Origin of the sequence: Capnocytophaga sputigena (assembly GCF_900446695.1) — a bacterium.
GTDB classification, from domain to species: domain Bacteria; phylum Bacteroidota; class Bacteroidia; order Flavobacteriales; family Flavobacteriaceae; genus Capnocytophaga; species Capnocytophaga sputigena.
Map to the genome: position 1 here is coordinate 67,066 of NZ_UAVP01000007.1, position 21,951 is coordinate 89,016.

Below are 21,951 nucleotides of genomic sequence, written 5' to 3' on the forward strand. Positions count from 1 at the left end.
CTGAAACCTAAAACCTGATAAAAAAATGAATTACATACTAATGATTTTAGGGGTATTGGTAGCACTGTCGCGTTATCTGTTCCCCAAATACGATCAAGCGTTACTCATTGGCGGTATAAGCCTATTGATGATAGGTATTTACCGCATTTCACGTAACCTACCCTCTAAAAACGAGGAAGATTTTCAAGACCCAGCAACGAAAATAAGAAACCCAGAAGACGAGTAACAAATGACGAATGACGAATGACAAATGACAAATGACGTTTTGTGTGTCTAAAATGGGATAATTAAGAAATTTACAAATTAACAAATAAACTGCCCGTGCGGCTCGCACCTCGCACCTCGCATTGTGAACATAGGAGATTACATAGAAGTATTAGACGATACCATCAAAGGACATATAGTGCGCCTTACGCCTCAGCAGGTAACAGTACTTACTACTGAAGGCTTTGAGCTCACTTTTCGTCCTGAGGAAATAATAGTTATTGAAGAAGAAGCACCTCTAAAAGGAGCTTTCACAAATATAGATGAAGAGAGTTTGCGCAAAGATGTAGTGAGCAAGCGAAAGAACAAATCGCCACTCACTAAAAAAGAGCGCAACATCCCTCCAATGGAGGTAGATTTGCACATCGAGCAATTGGTTGATTCTACAAGAAATATGACCAATTACGATATGCTTACCCTACAACTCGAAACCGCTCGCCGGCAGTTAGAGTTTGCTATTGCACAGCGCATCCAGCGGGTAGTATTCATTCACGGCGTGGGAGAGGGAGTGCTGCGCACCGAATTAGAATTCCTTTTAGGGCGTTACTCCAATGTTACTTTCTACGATGCCGAATACGCCAAATACGGCGTAGGCGCTACCGAAGTATATATCTATCAAAATGCAAAATAGAATGATGTTATTAAAAACATTTCTTTGCTATATATTGTTTACCTCAGTAATAGCTTGTCAAAATAATACTAATAATAACAATATGGAAAAAAGTTATGGATGGAGAGCTATGAGCTCTGCCCCTCCTGGTTATCCTATAGGGGTATATAGTGGAGGATTTATTTCAAAAGATGGTTTTTTAGTAAGCCTTTATGGCCCTATTGTATCCGATGAACATTGGGGTGAAGCTTATAGTGGGCTTGATTACGGCGGTACTATTCCTCACCGTTTGGAAGTAACGTGGATATCGTTTGCTGAAGATTGTGAGTATGAAATTAGCACTGACTTAGATTACCATAAAATAGAGCAATACTTTGAAGAAGGCACCCTTAATCGCAATGCTTATGGCGATATAATTCCTGATAAGTACGACCAAATTGTAGCAGGTTTTGCCCCAGGTGGAGTAGTATCGGTTTGGGTGAGTGACGGAGGAGCTAATGTACGCGAAGTGGGGCATTATCAAGGGAAGAAGGTGCATATTCCAAGAGAAGAGACAGAAAACTTAGAACCTTCTGAAAAGAATTGGTTTAGCAGTGAATACCGAAAGGAAATAATGCGACGCCCCGCAGCCGTACCTTTGGAGATACAAGAGAAAAACAAGAACAAGCCCATTCCCTACGGTTTGTGGGATAGATATCGCAATCGCTACCATTGGAAACCAGTGTTTACTTTGCCTTATATCCCAGATGAACCGAAGCCTGAAATATACGATATTGTTTTTGAAAAACTAAATGGTGAGAGAGAAAATATACATTACCCTCATTCTTTAGAATTAGCCTCTTGGAATGAGGTTTTACCTCGTTTTGTTCATTTTTCTTTTACAAGTTACAATGGAAAAAATTATGCTGCTGAAGTTTTTTTGGATGAAGAAAAAACAATGAAAGCTTTTGAGCGTTTTGGTTCTGTAGAACCCTTGGTATTAGAGTTTTTTGTTAATCGTACTCATACAATGATGGCAATATATCTAAAAAACAAAGAGAAAACCATAGGACTTGTGGATGAGAAAACAGAGGTAAATATATGGGAATTGGATAAAGATCTAAAAAGAGAATGATATGGCACAAACAACACTGCTTATAAAAACATTTTTTTGCTATATATTGTTTACCTCAGTAATAGCTTGTCAAAACAATGGTAATAATAACAATATGGAAAAAAGTTATGGATGGAGAGCTATGAGCTCTGCCCCTCCTGGTTATCCTATTGGGGTATATAGTGGAGGATTTATTTCAAAAGATGGTTTTTTAGTAAGCCTTTATGGCCCTATTGTATCTGATGAACATTGGGGTGAAGCTTATAGTGGGCTTGATTACGGCGGTACTATTCCTCACCGTTTGGAAGTAACGTGGATATCGTTTGCTGAAGATTGTGAGTATGAAATTAGCGCCGACTTAGATTATCAGAAAATAGAGCAATACTTTGAAGAAGGCACCCTTAATCGCAATGCTTATGGCGATATAATTCCTGATAAGTACGACCAAATTGTAGCAGGTTTTGCCCCAGGTGGAGTAGTATCGGTTTGGGTGAGTGACGGAGGAGCCAATGTACGCGAAGTGGGGCATTATCAAGGGAAGAAGGTGCATATTCCAAGAGAAGAGACAGAAAACTTAGAACCTTCTGAAAAGAATTGGTTTAGCAGTGAATACCGAAAGGAAATAATGCAACGCCCCGCAGCCGTACCTTTGGAGATACAAGAGAAAAATAAAAACAAGCCTATTCCCTACGGTTTGTGGGATAGGTATCGCAATCGCTACCATTGGAAACCAGTGTTTACTTTGCCTGAAGGAGCTGAACTGTATGATGTGTCTTTTACATATCTCAACGGACAAACAAGCGATTTGCTCTACCCTGATGTAAGCACTTTGCCAGAGGAATATAAAGAGAGTAATGTATTGCCTCGCTTTGCAGGTATTCAATACACTACTAAAGAAGGAGTGAACAAGGTAGGGGTTATTACTTTTGATGAAGAGGAGATAATGAAAAAGTTTGAACAGTTTAGCCCTGAAGATACGTTGAAGTTAGAGTTTCGTATCAATCGGGCAGAGACAATGGTAGTAGCGTATCTCGAAGGGAAAGGAAAGTTAATAGGGATTAATGATGATACTAAAGCAAGAGTAAAAACAACTAAGAATACATTTAAAAGAAAATAAAGCTATGGCACAAACATTTGTATATAATTCAGGGAGTTTTACCCCTCCAAATGAAAACGAAATCACCCTTTCGTTTGGGCTGTTTTTTGATGGTACTAATACTAATCTGTTCAGCACACGGGCACGCAAACGCACCTATAAAATAGAGGAATATGCCGACCAAAGTAAAGAAGAAAATCGGGCTACACTATTAGACAAGAAACTAACTAAGGAATATTCAGAAGGAACAGAGTGGAACTGGAAATCAATGGGGTATCAAACAAAAGACAACAGTTATAATACCGATTTTACTAATATAGCACGACAATATCTTTGTATAAAACCTAAGAACTCTTATCAAGCTATCTATATAGAAGGTATAGGTACACAACCAGCACCTAGTAAAGCAGAAGAGCGAACTACAGAAGAAAAACAGTTGCGCAATATAGTAGACAGGTTAGAAGATGACCTGTATCCTAAAGGTTTTGGTACTGGTAAAACAGGAATCCGCAAGAAAGTGTTGCGAGGTTGTGACGAATTGGCTAAAAGAATTATTGATAAAAAAAAGAATTTAAAAAGTGTAGAAGAGAATGGAGATACGATTTCTACAATCGTTTTAGATGTCTTTGGTTTTAGTAGGGGAGCAGCGGCAGCGCGTAATTTCCTTTATGAAATCAATGGTAACAAACGTGCAGACGATATAGCAACTACTACTAAAGTGGAGGTAGTAGATAGTAAAGAGGTGAAAACCCCCAATGGCTATTTTTCTCACCTTATAAAGGAAAAAGTAACTCGTACAAAAGATGGGGTAAAAGTAATCCCTACTTATTTAGATAATGGTAAACTTCCTAAATTTGGTTATTTAGGATATTTGTTGCTTAAAAGCACCTATTTTACCAAAGAAGAATTGAAAAACTTGCAACTTGAAATACGTTTTATAGGACTTTACGATACAGTTTCTTCTTATGAAGATAAAGATTTTTCTATTTTTAACAAAAAAGGTTTCAATAGTGGTATTGATAGCTTGCAGCTCAATAATATAGGAAACTTTGGTAAAGCAGTACATTTTACAGCTGCCGATGAACATCGCTTTAACTTTTCGCTTACTCAGTTAGAACCAGATAATGGTAAGGAGGTGATGGAAAAAGTATTTCCAGGGGTACACTCAGATATTGGGGGAAGTTACGCTAATTTCTTAAAACCTAATGAAGAGATGAAAGAGAATGTAATTGTAGAACTCATCCCTACTATAAGCGGCGACTTGTTATATGGAAAAATAGGAAAAATTAAAAAAGAGCTTGCAGAAAGTTATTTTTGGAAAAAAGAAGAATTAGAAGCTGTTTTTCATTGGGAAACTTTTGGTAGTTTGGAAAAGAATGAATACCTAAGTGATTACATAGGTATAAAAGGCACACGGAAAGTATATAAAGAATATAGTTATATTCCTCTACATTTTATGGAAGCTCTATTTAATGAAAAACTTCAAGATGATGCAAATAGTATTTTGGTAGAAAAAACAGAACAAAAATATCCTATCAAGGGCTATCCTCTTGTTGATGCTAAAAAACGTTTGCATAGTTATGTATTTGGAAATGCTGAGGAATGGAAGTTTGTAGATGATGCAAAGGTTAATTTTTGGATTAGTATTGATAATATACCAAGTCATAAAGAGAGTAAAGAAAAACAACGAGAAAAGGACCAAGAATTGAAAGAAATATCTAAGGATAGAGTTCCTAATCAACAGCATAAACCAGCACATTTTTATGTAGAAGATAAAGCTTATGAAGCCTATAACCAAAAGGTCTCAAAGGTAAATACAGATAAACCAATGGAACAGAAGAAAATTATCACTGCTCGGGTAAAAGAACAATGGTTGTTACGAGCGCTTCGTCATAATTATTTGCATTGGTCAGCGGATCATTTTCAAGCTGGAATGGAACCTTCAGAAAATAAGAAACGTGAAATATTTAATAAAAAACATAAAGAGAGAGTAGGATTTTTAACACCAAAAGTACTATTAGCATAAATGATTCAAGCTACCAATATTCATAAAACATATAAAGATTTAGAAGTGCTTAAAGGCGTATCGGTGAATGTTGCCAAAGGCGAAATTGTATCGATAGTAGGAGCTTCAGGAGCTGGGAAAACCACCTTGTTACATATTTTAGGTACTTTAGACAGCCCCGATCCCAATAAACCATCATCGTTGGTAATTAATGGCACAGATATATTGTCGTTATCCTCCAAAGCCTTGGCTAAATTCCGCAATGAACATATTGGGTTTATCTTCCAATTTCACCAGTTGTTGCCTGAGTTCACTGCTTTGGAGAATATTTGTATTCCTGCACTCATTAGAGGAATAGGCAAAAAAGAAGCTGAAAAGCGCGCTATGGAGCTTTTAGAATTTTTGCATCTCACCTCGCGTGCCGACCATAAACCTAATGCTCTTTCAGGAGGCGAACAACAGCGAGTGTCGGTAGCACGTGCCTTGGTGAACTACCCTTCAGTAGTATTCGCCGATGAACCCAGTGGCAACCTCGATTCCGAAAGTGCTGAAAAACTGCACCAACTCTTCTTCCAACTGCGCAATGAATTCCGACAAACATTTGTAATCGTTACCCATAACGAAGAATTGGCTACTATGGCAGATAGAAAACTCGTAATGGTAGATGGTCGTATAATTATTCCCAATTCTTTCCCAAATTAGGTCATATCTTTGCAGCGTTAAACTTAAAAACAGATTAAACGATGAAAAAATTAGTATCAATTATCGCCACTTTTTTATTGACTGTAGTAGCAGTACAAGATTTGTCAGCTAGAGATTTACCTATCACTTTCGAACAATTGCCAGCTAAGGCACAGGCTTTCGTAAAACAACACTTTAAAGTAGGAGATATCGCATCAGTATGGAAAGACGATGATATCCACGATCAAGATTACAAAGTGTATTTCAACGATGGTACTCAAATTGAATTTTATGCCAATGGCGACTGGGAAGAAATAAAAACTCGCACTCAGGCTGTACCTGCAAAACTTATCCCTAATGGTATTGCTCAGTACGTAAAGAAAACTTACCCTCAATCAGAGATTTACAAAATCCAAAAGAAACGCTATGGTTATGAGGTAGAACTCGCTAACGGACTTGATTTAGAATTCAATGCTAACGGACAATTTTTAAGAATAGACGACTAATGAAACAACTCTTTTTTGCTGCTTTTGCAGCCCTTGCACTCAGCTCGTGCGCACGATTGCCACAGCCTGCACGTGATTTTATTAGCATTCACTTTCCTCATACTTCTGTTAAAGAAGTTGAAAGAGAAGATGATATCAACGGCTATTCAGTAGAACTTAGAGATCGCACCGAGCTAGAATTTACAGCTAATGGCGATTGGCTAAAAGTAGATGGTGAAGATGGCAATAGTATCCCTACTACCTTCTTCCCTAAAAAAATAGCCGATTATGTTACCCAGCAGGGCTATATCATCGAAGGGATTAGAAAAACCAATATAGGTTATAAAGTAGACATCATAGGCTCTCACACCGATTTGTTTTTCAATCACAATGGTGACCCTATCGGGAATTATTAATAACTTTACTACAAATAAAAAGACCTCTTTGCGGAGGTCTTTTTTTATTGAATATCATATTGCTATGTTACTACACTTTACTAAAGTTTCAACTCGCATTTGCCCGTGCGGCTCACACTTGCCTGTGTGGCTCACACTTGCACCTAATTAAAAAATAAGTGTGGAAACAATTGTTCCATTGGTTTTTTAGAAAAAGCAATTTTAAGAGTAGCTTTGAGGAATCCCCAGCCATAGCTAAAAAACTGTACTAAAAGCGCCCAAACTGAGAGCAGCCCTATTTTTACACTGCGGTTTTCTCGAGCACTGTCCCAACCTATAAGGATAAAGTAACACACATACACGAGTAAGGGTTCTATGCGCCCCCAAACGAGGAGTAGGAGAGCGCCACAAAGTCCTAAGGTAAAGCAGGTAGGTAGCCAAAAAGTAAGTTTGCGCGTTTGTGGATGCCAATGGTTGAGGATAGCGCGTGTCTGTCCGAATTTACTTACTTGGGTGCGGAATTTTTCCCACGAAATACGGCGTTTGTGGAACACAAAAGCAGTAGGGATAAAGGCAGTTTCAAAGCCTTGTTCCCAGAGGCGTATCACTAAATCGGGGTCTTCACCAGGGTGTATTTTCCCAAAACCACCTGTCGCCTCAAAAGCCTTGCGTGACAGTCCCATATTAAAACTGCGAGGTTCAAATCGTTGAATGCGTTTTTGGCTACCGCGAATCCCCCCAGTAGTGAGCAAGGACGTCATCGTGTAGTTGATAGCTTTTTGTATATCAGTAAAATCATCGGTAGCGGTATCAGGTCCTCCAAAGCAATCCACATAATGAGCTTGCAGATAATCGTCTACAGCTTCTAAATAGTGAGGAGGCAAAATGCAATCAGAATCTAAAATCAAAAAATAATCGTGTTGAGCGTGTCGCATCCCGTAATTGCGAGAGTCACCAGGACCTGTGTTGGGTTTAGGAAGATAAGTGATTGATAAATCATTTTTATATTTCTCACATACCTCTTTTGAGGGGATAGTAGAGCCATCTTCAATTACTACTACCTCAAAAGTATCTTCGTAAGTTTGTGATACAAGGCTGTTTAGTAGTTCGTCTAACTCGTCCGGACGGTTGTATATAGGAATGATAAAACTGTACTTCATCTGTTAATATAATGTTAAAATTCGATGGTTTTGTAACATCTGTGTAAAGCTATACGTATAATAGGACGTATAAGAATCGACAAAATTAAGGATTTTTTCTGAATGAGACAACTAAAAATTACCAAACAGGTAACCAACCGTGAAACCGCATCTCTTGATAAGTACTTACAAGAGATTGGGCGTGTAGATTTGATCACTGCCGATGAAGAGGTAGAATTAGCACAACGTATCAAAGCAGGCGATGTAGCTGCTTTAGAAAAACTAACCAAAGCAAATTTGCGCTTCGTAGTATCGGTAGCTAAGCAATACCAAAACCAAGGTCTTACTCTTCCTGACCTTATCAACGAAGGGAACTTAGGGCTCATCAAAGCCGCACAGCGATTCGACGAAACTCGTGGGTTTAAGTTTATTTCTTATGCCGTATGGTGGATTCGTCAGTCTATTTTGCAAGCCTTAGCCGAGCAATCGCGTATTGTGCGTTTGCCGCTGAACAAAATTGGTTCTATCAACAAAATCAACAAAATGTACGCTTACCTCGAGCAGGCGAACGAGCGTGTGCCTTCAGCCGAAGAAATTGCACGTGAGTTAGATATGTCCGTAAACGATGTAAAAGAATCAATGAAAAATGCGGGGCGTCATATCTCTATGGATGCGCCTTTGGTGGAAGGAGAAGATTCTAATCTTTACGACGTGATTCGCAGTAACGAATCGCCTAACCCCGATAAGTCGCTTATTTTAGATTCGTTACGTACCGAGATTGAGCGCGCGCTCGAAACCCTTACCCCTCGTGAAGCTGATGTAATTCGTTTGTACTTTGGCTTGGGCGACCAGCACGCTATGACCCTTGAGGAAATAGGAGAAACTTTTGATCTTACCCGTGAGCGTGTACGTCAAATCAAAGAAAAAGCGATTCGCCGTCTCAAACATACTTCACGCAGTAAAATTCTAAAAACTTACTTAGGATAGTCAATTATAAATTAAGATTGTACAATCTACACTTTGCCAAAGTTTCCTGCCCCTGCGGCTGTTCCTTTGGCAAAGTTTTTTCTTATTTCTTACCTCTTACCTAAATAAAATGAACTATACTTGGAACTTTAAACCGCTGCCACCGCAAGCCACTGTAATACAGCTACAACAAGAGCTTAACATCAGCGAGCCCTTGGCAATACTCTTAGCCCAACGAGGTATCACCACTTTTCAGCAGGCTAAAGATTTCTTCCGCCCTACCTTATCTCAATTGCATAATCCTTTCCTGATGAAAGGAATGCAAGCAGCTGTTACTCGTTTAGACCACGCCTTAAAAAATAATGAAACTATCCTTATCTATGGCGATTACGATGTCGACGGCACTAGTGCGGTTTCTCTAATGGAACGTTATCTCAGCACTTTCACTTCTAAATTGTTCACTTATGTACCCGACCGTTATAGCGAGGGCTATGGTATTTCTTTTCAAGGAATAGACTATGCCGAGGCGCAAGGTTGTACCCTTATCATTGCTTTGGATTGTGGTATCAAAGCTATTGATAAAGTGCAATATGCCAAAGAAAAAGGGATTGATTGTATCATTGCCGACCACCATCGCCCATCAGACCAAGTGCCCGATGCCGTGGCAGTACTCGACCCCCAACAAGCTGATTGCCCTTATCCGTATAAAGAACTCTGTGGCTGTGGTTTAGGTTTTAAATTGGCACAAGCATATCACGAGTATTTGCAACGCCCGTTCAGCGAACTGATGCCTCTTTTAGATTTGGTAGCTGTCGCCACTGCTGCCGATATTGTGCCAATGAACGGTGAGAACCGCACGCTGATGTACTTTGGTTTAGAAGTGATCAACCAGCAGCCCTCAGCAGGAGTAAAAGCGCTCTTTGGTGAACATCAAGGGGCGATTACAGTAAGCGATGTAGTGTTCAAGGCTGCACCGCGTATCAATGCCGCCGGACGTATAGAGCACGGCAAATATGCAGTAGCGCTCCTTACTGAACCTGATGCTGAAAAAGCACTACTCAAAGCCCAAGAAATTGATGAACTCAACACCCACCGAAAGGAATTAGATAGCTATATTGCTGAACAAGCACTGGGGCAGATAGAGAGTAATGGCGAGCAAAATCGCTATACCTCGGTAGTGCTGAATGAAGAATGGCACAAAGGCGTGATAGGTATTGTTGCTTCTCGACTTATTGAACATTACTACCGCCCCACGATAGTATTTACCAAGAGTGGCGACAAGTATGCCGCCTCAGCGCGCTCGGTACAAGGGTTTGATATCTATGAGGCTTTGGAGCAGTGCAGCCAATATTTGGAACAGTTTGGCGGACATAAATACGCTGCCGGACTCACGCTCCTCCCCGAGCAATATCCACTCTTCAAAGAAGCCTTTGAAACTGTGGTTAAACAAACCATCAACCCTGAATTGCGCACTCCAAAACTCTCTATAGATACCGCACTTCCTTTGAGCAAACTCACTCAAAAATTCTATAATATTCTCAAGCAGTTCGAGCCTTTTGGACCTCAAAACCTGCCACCGCTTTTCTATGCCGAAAATGTAGTCGATACAGGCTTTGCAAAACACATAGGCAAAACTAATGAGCACCTAAAACTCTGTTTGCGAGAGGTAGGCAACACTGCCTATTTTGATGCAGTAGGCTTTGGTTTGGCTCATAAACTCCCTCTCATCACCTCTGGCACACCTTTTAGCATTGTCTATTCGGTAGAAGAAAATGTGTGGAATGGCAAAGTAAGTTTGCAGTTGCAAGTCAGAGACATAAGATAATTTGATAATTTGCTAATTAATATATTTTGGTATTATTTTTGCAGCTACACTATTCACTATTCACTTTTAACTTTTAACTAAAAAAATGGCAAACATTACATTTCACGAACAACCAGCACACACCGCTGGTGAACTTCCAAAAGTAGGCGTTGCAGCCCCTGAATTTTCAGCTGTTAAAAACGATTTAGCTGAAGTAAAACTCTCTGATTTCAGAGGTAAAAAAGTAATTCTAAACATTTTTCCCAGTGTAGATACAGGCGTATGTGCTGCATCTGTGCGCAAATTTCACGTTGAGGCTTCAAAGCTCAACAACGTAGCAATTCTTTGTATATCAAAAGATTTGCCTTTTGCGCTCACACGTTTCTGTGCAGCCGAAGGTATTGATAATCTTACAATGCTCTCCGATTTCCGCGGTGATTTTGCAGCTCACTATCCTATCGTTTTCACTGATAGTCCGCTAAAAGGATTGCTATCTCGTTGTATAGTAGTGCTTGACGAACAAGGCAAAGTAGTATATACCGAGCAAGTACCCGAAACAACAAACGAACCTAACTACGCTAAAGCACTCGAAGCAATTAACAATTAATAATTGTGTCACAAAAAGGCTGTCCAGAAAGTCTCAAAATTCTTTTTGCATCACAAACTTTGCCAAAGTCTGAAACTTTGGCAAAGTTTGTTGTATTGGTAATCAATTGCTTTTAGAGTGAAAGCCAATGATAGCTGGGTATGTGCTGCAAACGCCCACATAAATAAAACTTTTTGGACACCTTCTCTATTATCAAATCACTGCTTGTTACCTTTTTTATTGCCAAATCGCCAAATTATTCTTACCTTTGCCCCCTCAATGAGGTCACCTAGATGCCTAAAGCCTAACACCTGTCCCCTGACCTCCTAAACCCTAAAAGAAATGGCTAAAAAAAAACAAGATAAGGATAAAGATAACGATAAAAATTCCGCAAAAAAGAAAGAAGCTAAAGCTGTTAAATCTCAACAACGCCGCTTGATATTTGGAGGATTTTTAGTGCTTCTCGCACTCTTTTTAATTTTTGCTTTTACATCTTTTTTCTTTTCCTGGCAAGCCGACCAAAGTTTGTGGGCAGACCTTACCAATCGTGAAGAAATAGCTGATAACTTAGGTAGCAAAATAGGGGCTTACCTTAGCTATCTCCTGATGTACAAAGGTTTTGGTATCGCTACTTTCATCGCCGTATGGCTCATTTTCCTCTCCGGACTCAAATATTTGTTCAATATCAAAATAGCACTGCTCAACCGCTGGTATTGGGGTACTTTGCTAATGGTACTCCTCGCTACTTTTTTGGGTTTTCTGCAAGGAAAATCTACCATCCTTTCAGGAGTTTCAGGCTATGAAGTGAATCATTTTCTGCAAGATTATTTCGGCAAAATAGGTACTTTTTTAATACTTTTTTTCATAGCCTTGGTATACGCCATTACTAAATGGCAGCTCACTCCCGAAAAAATAATGTCTTTCTTCCAAAATATTTTCGCTAAACTGAAACGTGAACACAACGATGATCATCACAGCGAACACGATGACGACCTGAATAATATCAACGAAACTCCTCCTACTACCCCTATCGACACAATAGTTAGCGATGACGATCAGCAAGATATAGAAATCGTTATTCCGCAAGTAGAAGATGAAAAAATCGACCCTTTTACTCATAAAAAAGAAATTCCATTCCTCGATGGCAAAGGCGAATTGGAAATTACCAATGTACCTGAAGAAGAAGCACCACCGCTTACCATTGCCCCTATTGTGCCGCCTTCGGTAATAGATCCCGAGGATTTAGCAAAACAATTAGTGGAAAACTACGGTGAATACGACCCTCGTTTAGATCTCAGCGACTATCGTTTCCCTACAATCGAATTGTTGAGTGAACCTAAAGATAAAGGTATCATTATCAACGAAGAAGAACTAAAGGAAAACAACGATACGATTATCAAAACTTTAGCTGATTACAAAATCGAAATTTCCAAAATCAAAGCGACTGTAGGACCTACTGTTACGCTCTATGAGATTGTGCCTGTGGCAGGTACGCGTATTGCTAAAATCAAAAGTTTGGAGGACGATATCGCCCTCTCACTTGCGGCTCTCGGTATTCGTATCATCGCTCCTATCCCTGGCAAAGGAACCATTGGTATTGAGGTGCCTAATAAAAAACCTACCACTGTGTATATGCGCTCGATGATTATGGCGCAGAAATTCCAAAATGCCGAAATGGAACTCCCTATCGCTTTCGGTAAAACCATTAGCAACGAAACTTTTGTCGCCGATCTTACTAAGATGCCGCACTTGCTAATGGCTGGAGCTACAGGACAAGGTAAATCGGTAGGTATCAATGTGGTGCTAAGCTCCTTGCTCTATAAAAAACACCCTGCTGAGGTGAAATTTGTACTTGTTGACCCTAAAAAAGTAGAACTTTCTATATTCGAGACGATTGAACGCCACTTCCTCGCCAAACTACCCGATAGTGAAGAGGCTATTATCACCGATAACAAAAAAGTGGTGAACACCCTCAACTCCCTCTGTATAGAGATGGACAACCGCTACGAGTTGCTCAAAAATGCTCAAGTGCGCAACATCAAAGAGTACAACGCTAAGTTCAAAGCACGACAACTCAACCCTAACGAAGGACATCGCTTCTTGCCTTATATCGTACTAGTGGTAGATGAGTTTGCCGATTTGATAATGACGGCAGGTAAAGAGGTGGAACTCCCTATCGCTCGCTTGGCACAGCTTGCCCGCGCTATTGGTATTCACTTGATTATCGCTACCCAACGTCCGTCTACTAACGTAATTACAGGTATTATCAAAGCCAACTTCCCTACACGTGTTGCCTTTAAAGTGAGTTCAAAAATCGACTCTAAAATTATCTTGGACGGATCTGGGGCTGAACAGCTCATCGGTAGGGGGGATATGCTCTACTCACAAGGTAATGAACCCGTGCGTATACAATGTGCTTTTGTCGATACCCCCGAAATCAAACATATCACTGATTTTATCGGAGCCCAACGCGCCTACCCCGATGCCTACTTGCTACCTGAATACGTAGGTGCTGAGGGTGAAAGTATGGATTTAGATTTCGACCCTTCTGAACGCGACCCTATGTTCCGTGAAGCGGCTGAAGTGGTAGTAAATGCACAACAAGGCTCAGCATCGCTCTTGCAACGCAAACTCAAATTGGGCTACAACCGCGCAGGTCGCCTCATCGACCAGTTAGAACACGCCGGTGTAGTAGGACCTTTTGAAGGCAGTAAAGCCCGCCAAGTGCTCATCCAAGACATCACAAGTTTAGACCGCCTCTTAGGAGGAAGTGAATAGTGAAATGTCTTCTTTGCAGCTTGTCCTCTTAAGTGAAATAAATAATTAAACAATGAAAAATATAATCCTATCAATAGGCTTGCTATTTGCAACAGCCTTATCAACAGCCCAAAACGTATTCCAAGCTTCTGGCGAAAGAAGTGTACTAAGAACAGAACTGCCCAAGTACACTAAAATAGATATCGATAGTAGGTGGGAGGTTACATTGGTAAATGAAAAAAACGACCATATCTACATCGATGCTGATAATGCAATTCACCCTATCATCAAAGCTACTGTTGAAGATGGTACTTTGAAAATATCTTTGGAAACACCTAAAGGCGTGAATTTTGTGCAAACAGGAGGCATAAAACTTAAAATCCCAATTAAAGGAACAAGCGAATTGAAAATGCAAAGTGGTAAAATTCGTTCAGAAGAACCTATAAATATGCCTTCTTATAAAATGCTTCTCGACTTTCTTTCGGAGATTGATTTAAAACTGAATGTCAACGATTTGGACTTAGAAATAGGTAGTTGTAAGGAAGGAAATTTACAACTCAATTGCCGAAATCTCACTTTCAATGCAGGGTCACTCGCTAAGCTGCCTATTAGTGGAAAAGTAGAAAATCTTAACTTCGTTTCTAACAGAATCATCCGATTAGAAACTTACGACTTAAAAATACAAAATGCTATCTTTAATACTTCGGGTATTGTAAAAGCAAAATTGAGAATTGACGGAACTATACAAGGAAAACCAAGCGGTATTTTTGAACTTTATTACAAAGGTAATGCTACTAACCAAATAGAAACAAACTCAATGATTAAGGTCATTAAAGAAGAAAAATAATGAATCAACAACAAGAATTTCTAAAATATCAAGCTCCCACCTCTCCTTATCCGCGATTGTTGGAGGTGGAACGTGCCAAAGGTAGTTATATCTATACTACCGACGGCAGGCGTTATTTAGATTTTGTAGCAGGGGTATCGGCTTGTACCTTAGGGCATTGCCACCCTGCGGTAGTGAAAGCCATACAAGAGCAATGCGCTACCTATATGCACGTAATGGTGTATGGCGAGTACATACAAAAGCCTGCGGTAGACTTCTGCAAGCTCCTCGCAGCACAACTACCCCCCGAACTCAACACTACCTATTTGGTAAATTCAGGTACGGAAGCTATTGAGGGCTCGGTGAAATTAGCCAAACGCGCTACGGGGCGCACCCAACTCATCGCTGCCAAAAATGCTTATCACGGCAATACTCAGGGCTCTATGAGCCTAATGGGCTATGAAGAACGCAAACGCGCTTATCGTCCGCTCATCCCTGATGTAGATTTTATAGAGTTCAACAACGAATCCGATATCCTCAAAATCACCGAACGCACCGCAGGGGTAGTGCTCGAAAGCATCCAAGGAGGAGCTGGCTTTATCGAACCCCAAAACGACTATCTTATCAAGGTAAAACGCCGTTGTGAAGAAGTAGGTGCTCTCCTTATTATTGATGAGATACAACCAGGTTTCGGGCGTACGGGCAAGCTCTTTGGTTTCCAAAACTATGGCTTTACCCCCGATATTATCGCAATGGGCAAGGGGATGGCAAGCGGTATGCCGGTAGGGGCATTCGTGTCGTCGTATGAGCGTATGCAGCTGTTGGCAAATAGTCCTAAAATGGGACATATCACTACTTTTGGAGGCAATCCCGTGATAGCAGCTGCCTCGTTGGCAACCCTCAACCAGCTCCTCACTACCGACCTGATGGCTCAAACTTTAGAGAAAGAAAAACTCTTCCGCAAGTATTTGCAACATCCACTTATCGAAAGTATCAACGGTCGCGGTTTGATGTTAGCCGTGATCGTGAAAACTGCCGAAATCGCTGATTATGTAGTGAATTACTGTCAGGATAAAGGATTGATAGTCTATTGGCTTTTGTTTGAACACCGCGCCGTACGACTTTCGCCTCCACTTACCCTCACCGATGAAGAAATTAAAGAAGGTTGCGATATCATTATTGAAGCGCTAAACCAATTCAATTAACAATTAAAAATAAACAAAAATGGAAAACGGAATTTATGCTAAAATAACTACTAATAAAGGCGTTATTTTACTGCGTCTTACTTACGACAAAACTCCTGCTACGGTAGGTAATTTCGTGGCTCTTGCCGAAGGAAAAATGAAAAATTCACAAAAACCATTAGGCACTCCTTATTACAACGGACTCACCTTTCATCGTGTGATTCCTAATTTTATGATACAAGGCGGTTGTCCGTTAGGTACAGGTACTGGTGACCCAGGTTATCGTTTTGATGATGAGTTTCACCCAGAATTGAAACACAACAAAGCAGGCGTGATTTCTATGGCAAATGCAGGTCCTGGCACTAATGGAAGTCAGTTTTTTATCACGCATTTGGCAACGCCTTGGTTGGACAATAAGCACACTGTTTTTGGTGAAGTAGTAGAAGGTCAAGAGGTGGTAGATGCGATTGCACAAGGTGATAAAATTGAAAAAGTTGAAATTTTAAGAGTAGGAGCAGAGGCTGAAAAATGGGACGCTCTCAAGGCTTTTGAAGATTTCAAAGCAGCAAAAGCAGCTCGTTTAGCCGAAGAAAAACGCAAAGCCGAAGAAGCCTTAGCTAAAGAAGTAGTAGGTTTTGATAAAACTGACAGTGGTTTGTACTACCAAATCACCCACAAAGGCAATGGTAAAAAAGCAGTAGCCGGACAAAAAGTAGCGGTGCACTATACCGGTATGTTATTAGATAAATCTGTGTTCGATAGCTCTCATCGCCGTAGAGAACCTTTGCAATTTACCGTAGGGGTAGGGCAAGTGATACAAGGCTGGGACGAGGGAATTTTGCTCCTCAGCGAAGGTGACAAAGCCCGCTTGGTTATCCCTTCAGAGCTTGCTTATGGCAGCCGAGGTGCTGGTGGTGTTATCCCTCCTAATGCGCCTCTTATCTTTGATGTCGAATTAGTTTCAGTAGGATAAAATAATAAAGCCAGCTAAAAGCTGGCTTTATTGTTTTATCTGTTACTTGTTAATTATCCAAAGAAGTGTAGCGCTTCAAAACTTACCAAAGTGAGGTATCCTAAAACGAATCCTAAGAGGGCTATCCATAAGATATTTTTTACGTACCAGAAGAAACTAATCTTCTCCATACCCATAGCTACAACTCCCGCTGCCGATCCGATGATAAGCAAGCTACCACCAGTACCTGCCGCGTAAGCGATGAAGTGCCAAATACCGTGGTCTATACCTTCTTGGAACATACCCATACTGGCTGCTACCAATGGTACGTTGTCTATAATAGCCGAAGCAAAACCTAAGAGCAAAATTACTACGTTTGTGTTTGGAATAGTTTGATTTAATGTTTGTGCAAAATTGAAAAGTGTTCCAATAGTTTGCAATGATGCTACTGCCAACAAAATACCTAAGAAGAATAAGATACTAGAAAACTCGATACGGCTCATTGCACGGTGAATACTGAATTTATCCTTATCAGTAGGCGAAAGTTCGCTGATAGGTTTCAATTTTTCAGAAATAAACCACATTGTAGCCAAAGCAAAGAGCATTCCTATATAAGGAGGCAAATGAGTGATTGATTTGAAAATAGGAACAAAAATAATAGCTATAAATCCTATAGAAAGCACGGGCATACTGCTTTTGTAAGTAATACCTTCTTCACTGTTAGAAGTATCAATTTTTCCTTTGAATACAGGTAAAAATGATGCAATGAGCAAAGGTACAACCAAACATACAACAGAAGGAATAAATACGTACTCAACTAATTTAGCAGCAGTTACTTTGCCTTTCACCCAAAGCATAGTAGTAGTTACGTCGCCGATAGGTGACCAAGCACCTCCTGCATTAGCCGCAATTACAATGAGAGAAGCGTACCATATACGTTCTTTTTGTTCTGGAATAATCTTGCGCAGAATGGTGATAAGGATAATAGTTGTAGTAAGGTTATCGATAATTGCGGAGAGGAAGAAACCGATAATTCCTATAATCCAAAGGAGTTTTACTTTACTTTTGGTACGAATCAATCGTTTGATAATTTCAAACCCACGGTGCATATCGATGATTTCCACGATGGTCATCGCACCGATTAAGAAGAAGAGAATTTCAGCTGTTTCAGCTAAGTGATGTTGTAAAGCTTTGTCGATAGCAGTAGCATTGTCGGCAGGGTTAGCCGGTACTAATACACCGTTTATAACTTCCATTACATCAATGTTAGAAACTTTTAAGAGTGTCCAACAGATAACAGCCATAGCTAAAGCTGAAATTGTTTTGTCCACCTTTATTTGGTGTTCTGTGGTAATGCAGAGATAGCCAATGAAGAAAATGGCAATAATCCAAGGTTCCATACAATAAATATTATTTTTAAAATTAATGTGGCAAATATACTAAAACTTTCTATTATATGCCAAATCTTTTTGTTTAATTTTTATTGTGAAATGATAGCTTGATATACTACACTTTGTATTTTTTGTCGCACTAATTTGTTAATCAGTAGTTTATTATTTGAAGAAGGGTAGGTGCGGTTAGATAGAAAAACAATTAAAATTTCATTAGTAGGGTCAGCCCAAGCAAAAGTACCCGTAAATCCAGTATGCCCAAAACTGTCCATAGGTACACAACCACAAGTAGGTCCTGAGCGACCTAATTGAGGTTTATCAAACCCTAAACCACGGCGGTTGCCTTCGCTGCAGTAGTTACAAGTGTTGAAAAGGGCAACTGCTTGAGGTTGCAGAAACCACGTGCCTCCGTAATAACCTTTTTGGAGATACATTTGCATCATTTTGGCTACATCGTCCGCAGTACCAAAAAGCCCCGCGTGCCCGCCTACACCTCCTAACATCGCAGCACCTTGGTCGTGTACATAACCGCGAAGCACTTGGTTGCGAAATCCTTTTTCATCTTCAGAAGGGGCAATATTTACAGGAGAGAACTTATGTAGAGGCAAATAAGTGAGTTGGTAAGCCCCTAAACCTCTGTAGAAATGTTTTTGCACCAACTCTTGTAAGGGCTTTTTTTCTTTCTTCTCTATAAATTTTTTGAAGTAGTAATACGGCAAATCACTGTACAAGTACTTTTTATCTTTGATGAGTTCACTTTCGTCTATACGTTTGTAAATAGTATCAGTATATCCTTCTATGAGGTACATATCTTTGGCTACTTCGGTGGGAAATTCATCGCTTTTCACAGTGCTGTAAAACGCTGAGCTCGGCTTTTGTACAGAGTCTAAAGTTCTTTTAAAAAAAGGAATCCACGCCTGAAATTGGGCGTAGTGAGAGAGCACGTCTTTCATTGTCATTCCCGCTTTGTTAGTATGCTTGAGTTTAGGCAGCAAATCTTCAAAAGTGTCTACAGGTTTGAAATCACCTTTGGTGTATAGACGCATCAATTCGGGGAGGGTTGCCAATATTTTGGTGAGTGAAGCAAGGTCGTAGATAGTGTTATCGGTAACTCTATTGGCGGGATTATAGTCTAAAGTGCCAAAATTCTTGCGGTATACTGTTTTGCCCTTTTTGGCGACTAATATTTGGATGCCAGGGGTCATTTTTTGGTTGATAGCATCTAAGGCAATACTATCAATTTCTTTAAGTTTAGCCGAATTGAGTCCTACACTTTCGGGTAATCCAAAAGCCAATCGTCCTATTTTTTGGGTGCTGATAGAAGTGCCTACAGGCAATTCGGGGTGAGCAGTTACAGGCAATACACCTTTGCCGTCGATAGCACCAAAGATAAGTTGAGCGGCTTTTTCTTGAGCTACTTTGTGGTTTTGGTAAGCAAATACTATCGCTTTGATATGTGCGATATTCTTTACGTTGAGCATTGCATACGGACGAGTGAAAACAGTTAGTATCACTTTTTTCTTTTTGGCGATATGCTCTAACCATTTCAGTTCGTTATCACTAAATTTATAAGCATCCCAAGGAGTTTTATCAGGTTTGTGTAACCCAATGATAATTGTTTCGAAATTCTCTATCGCATTGTAGAGTTGGGTTTCGTTTTGAGGTTCTATAAGGGTTACCTCGGCATATTTGCGTAAGGAAGAATAGAATGCCCAACCGCTGTCGTTGCCAAATTTTACGTAGGCGATTTTGCGTTTATCGAGGTCTTTTAGAGGGAGAATGTTTTCCTTGTTTTGTCCTATAGTAAGAGCGTTTTCAAAGAGTTCTTCGGTGAGCAAATCATCTTCGAGGGTGTGCAAGCCTTCGTTGATTTTTGTTTCGTCTAAAGGAGTAAAGGAAGTAAGCCCTACTTTGTATTTAGCCATCAGTATTTTTTTTACTGAGTGTGCCAAACGCTCCTCGCTGATGCGTTTGTTTTGGTAGGCTTTTTTCATAGCTTCAAAACCTTTGGCTACATTAGCAGGCATTAGCAAAATGTCGTTTCCAGCCAAGAAGGCTTCTACTTCCACTTCGCCTACGGGCAGATATTCTGATACACCTTTCATACCCAGCGCATCGGTGAAAATCAAGCCTTCATAACCCATTTTCTTTTTGAGCAAATCGGTGATGGTAACTGAAGAAAGGGAAGAAGGTAAGCCAGCTTTAGGTTCTAATGCAGGAACGTTTAGGTGACCTATCATCACACTAGCTACTTCTTTGGCAAGTACTCTAAACGGATAGAGTTCCATCTCATCTAATCGATTGGCTGTAAATGAGATAGTAGGAAGGGTTTTGTGTGAATCTTTAGAAGTATCGCCGTGACCAGGGAAGTGTTTGGCGCTGCCCAATACTCCCACTGATTGCATTCCGCGGGTAAAAGCAAGTCCTTTTTGGGCAACGTTTAGTTTATCCTCTCCAAAAGAGCGATTGCCAATAATAGGGTTATCGGGGTTCGTGTTGATATCAATATCGGGGGCGAAGTTGAACTGCATACCTAATTGTTTACAGTGCATCCCGATGCGTTTGCCAGTGCGCTCAATGAGTGCGTTGTTTTTAATCGCACCGAGGGTCATATTCCACGGATAGGCATAGGTGGAGTCCAAGCGCATAGCGAGCCCCCACTCGGCATCCATTGCCATAAAAAGAGGTATTTTAGAGAGAGATTGGTACTCATTGGTGAGTTTAGCCTGACGTTTAGGTCCTCCTTTAGAGAAGATAATCCCACCGATGTAGTATTTTTTGATGAAGTCTTTAATTTCTTCAGCCCTTTTAGTGCCTATATGGCTTGAGTAGACCGATACCATAAAGAGCTGTCCTATTTTTTCGTCGAGAGACATCTGGTTGTAAGTATCGTTTACCCATTTTTCTTGGGCTTGAGCATCGGGAGAGCGCAGCGGAGATTGAGCTACTGAAGTAAAAAAAGATACAATAAATAAAGATATAAAAATATAAGTTTTTTTCATTTTTGGTATTCTTCTATTTCTTTGCTGAGAATATCAATATAATGTTGATGTTTAGGTTTATAAATAAAGTTAATATAGTGATTCCCTACTGTTTCATTAATGATTTCAGAAGTTTTTATCAATAGATTTTTAGGATTAGCTTTGATAAAAAGCGTATAAAAAAGCTCACTTCTAAAATGTTGGGGAGATAAGAATCGTTTCTTACTATTTCTGTAATATATTTTTGTATTATCACAATAATAGTACAAAATAACCTCTTTTTCTGAAAGATATTCTTCTATTTCTTTGATGATATGATTAAAAACTTTTAGTGAGTTAGTAGAAGTTACTTGTTTTTTTTTAAACTAAACTTACCTCAACTACTGGGATAGCAATATCAGAAAGAGGTTCATAAACAGAAAATACTAAAGTATACTGATTACCTTTTTCACTCTCAAAAGGTATATTAATATTCAAGTTCAAAACTAGATTCTTTTGTATTCCTTAAAATCCATTTGCATTATTTCTTCTTTTAGTTTTTTAGATCTTTCAGCTAATTTTTCTATAAAACTAAGAAGTTTCTGATTTGGATTTTTTATGGTTACTTGAGTAGCATTATGTGTTTTTCGCGTTACTACTACTACTTGTTTTTTTGTGGTTTCCATATTTTTATTAGGTTAAAAGAATAAAAAATAGAAGGTAAGAGTAAGTTTCTTACTTCTTAACTCTTACCTTT

20 protein-coding genes are annotated in these 21,951 nt (G+C 39.7%); 15 read left to right on the top strand and 5 right to left on the bottom strand.

What is annotated here, in order from left to right; translation table 11 throughout:
- Positions 1-25 precede the first annotated feature (25 nt).
- The 8 genes from DR017_RS04260 (at position 26) to DR017_RS04295 (ending at position 6,650) form a co-directional block, all read left to right on the top strand.
- Positions 26-226, top strand: a complete 201-nt coding sequence (locus tag DR017_RS04260; RefSeq protein WP_002679869.1) for a hypothetical protein — start codon at positions 26-28, stop codon at positions 224-226.
- Between the two features lie 123 nt (positions 227-349).
- Complete coding sequence (locus DR017_RS04265) at positions 350-895, top strand: DUF8465 domain-containing protein (protein WP_002680007.1); 546 nt, start codon at positions 350-352, stop codon at positions 893-895.
- Between the two features lie 82 nt (positions 896-977).
- Positions 978-1,988: a DUF2931 family protein gene (locus DR017_RS04270; protein ID WP_040361337.1), complete on the top strand. Its 1,011-nt coding sequence runs from the start codon at positions 978-980 to the stop codon at positions 1,986-1,988.
- Between the two features lies 1 nt (position 1,989).
- Positions 1,990-3,084: a DUF2931 family protein gene (locus DR017_RS04275; RefSeq protein WP_002679855.1), complete on the top strand. Its 1,095-nt coding sequence runs from the start codon at positions 1,990-1,992 to the stop codon at positions 3,082-3,084.
- A gap of 4 nt (positions 3,085-3,088) precedes the next feature.
- On the top strand, positions 3,089-5,089 hold the full coding sequence (locus tag DR017_RS04280) for a phospholipase effector Tle1 domain-containing protein (protein ID WP_002680016.1): 2,001 nt from the start codon (positions 3,089-3,091) through the stop codon (positions 5,087-5,089).
- The gene (locus tag DR017_RS04285; protein WP_002679894.1) at positions 5,090-5,770 is read left to right on the top strand and encodes an ABC transporter ATP-binding protein; all 681 of its coding nucleotides are present in this window, start codon (positions 5,090-5,092) and stop codon (positions 5,768-5,770) included.
- Between the two features lie 41 nt (positions 5,771-5,811).
- A complete protein-coding gene (locus DR017_RS04290) occupies positions 5,812-6,255 on the top strand; it encodes a PepSY-like domain-containing protein (protein WP_002680046.1) in 444 nt (147 codons plus the stop codon).
- Positions 6,255-6,650 carry a PepSY-like domain-containing protein gene (locus DR017_RS04295; protein ID WP_002680001.1) on the top strand — a complete coding sequence of 132 codons (396 nt, stop codon included), beginning with the start codon at positions 6,255-6,257 and terminating at the stop codon, positions 6,648-6,650. The genes DR017_RS04290 and DR017_RS04295 overlap by 1 nt, the downstream gene beginning before the upstream one ends.
- Before the next feature lie 143 nt (positions 6,651-6,793).
- Here the strand turns inward: DR017_RS04295 and DR017_RS04300 are convergent, their stop codons facing one another.
- Positions 6,794-7,789, bottom strand: a complete 996-nt coding sequence (locus tag DR017_RS04300) for a glycosyltransferase family 2 protein (protein ID WP_002679878.1) — start codon at positions 7,787-7,789, stop codon at positions 6,794-6,796.
- Between the two features lie 102 nt (positions 7,790-7,891).
- Between DR017_RS04300 and DR017_RS04305 the strand changes: the two genes are divergently transcribed.
- From DR017_RS04305 to DR017_RS04335, 7 genes are all read left to right on the top strand, one after another.
- Positions 7,892-8,755 carry a sigma-70 family RNA polymerase sigma factor gene (locus DR017_RS04305; protein ID WP_002680009.1) on the top strand — a complete coding sequence of 288 codons (864 nt, stop codon included), beginning with the start codon at positions 7,892-7,894 and terminating at the stop codon, positions 8,753-8,755.
- Between the two features lie 109 nt (positions 8,756-8,864).
- Positions 8,865-10,559, top strand: coding sequence for a single-stranded-DNA-specific exonuclease RecJ (recJ, locus tag DR017_RS04310; RefSeq protein ID WP_002679958.1), 1,695 nt, complete (start codon positions 8,865-8,867; stop codon positions 10,557-10,559).
- A gap of 85 nt (positions 10,560-10,644) precedes the next feature.
- Complete coding sequence (tpx, locus tag DR017_RS04315) at positions 10,645-11,145, top strand: thiol peroxidase (protein WP_002680011.1); 501 nt, start codon at positions 10,645-10,647, stop codon at positions 11,143-11,145.
- 321 nt (positions 11,146-11,466) lie between these two features.
- Positions 11,467-13,902, top strand: a complete 2,436-nt coding sequence (locus tag DR017_RS04320; RefSeq protein WP_002679943.1) for an FtsK/SpoIIIE family DNA translocase — start codon at positions 11,467-11,469, stop codon at positions 13,900-13,902.
- 52 nt (positions 13,903-13,954) lie between these two features.
- Positions 13,955-14,728: a GIN domain-containing protein gene (locus DR017_RS04325; protein ID WP_002680018.1), complete on the top strand. Its 774-nt coding sequence runs from the start codon at positions 13,955-13,957 to the stop codon at positions 14,726-14,728.
- Positions 14,728-15,912: an aspartate aminotransferase family protein gene (locus DR017_RS04330; protein WP_002679832.1), complete on the top strand. Its 1,185-nt coding sequence runs from the start codon at positions 14,728-14,730 to the stop codon at positions 15,910-15,912. Before DR017_RS04325 ends, DR017_RS04330 begins: the two co-directional genes overlap by 1 nt.
- A 19-nt stretch (positions 15,913-15,931) precedes the next feature.
- Entirely contained in the window at positions 15,932-16,864 is a 933-nt protein-coding gene (locus DR017_RS04335) for a peptidylprolyl isomerase (protein ID WP_002679844.1), read from the top strand.
- Positions 16,865-16,917: 53 nt separating this feature from the next.
- Here the strand turns inward: DR017_RS04335 and nhaD are convergent, their stop codons facing one another.
- From nhaD to DR017_RS04355, 4 genes are all read right to left on the bottom strand, one after another.
- On the bottom strand, positions 16,918-18,243 hold the full coding sequence (gene nhaD, locus DR017_RS04340; RefSeq protein ID WP_002679983.1) for a sodium:proton antiporter NhaD: 1,326 nt from the start codon (positions 18,241-18,243) through the stop codon (positions 16,918-16,920).
- Between the two features lie 80 nt (positions 18,244-18,323).
- On the bottom strand, positions 18,324-21,236 hold the full coding sequence (locus DR017_RS04345) for a serine hydrolase domain-containing protein (protein WP_002679865.1): 2,913 nt from the start codon (positions 21,234-21,236) through the stop codon (positions 18,324-18,326).
- A gap of 339 nt (positions 21,237-21,575) precedes the next feature.
- Positions 21,576-21,698 carry a hypothetical protein gene (locus tag DR017_RS14480; RefSeq protein WP_002679901.1) on the bottom strand — a complete coding sequence of 41 codons (123 nt, stop codon included), beginning with the start codon at positions 21,696-21,698 and terminating at the stop codon, positions 21,576-21,578.
- A gap of 2 nt (positions 21,699-21,700) precedes the next feature.
- Positions 21,701-21,880 (bottom strand): hypothetical protein, encoded by a 180-nt coding sequence (locus tag DR017_RS04355; protein WP_002679827.1) that lies wholly within the window; start codon positions 21,878-21,880, stop codon positions 21,701-21,703.
- Between the last annotated feature and the right edge of the window lie 71 nt (positions 21,881-21,951).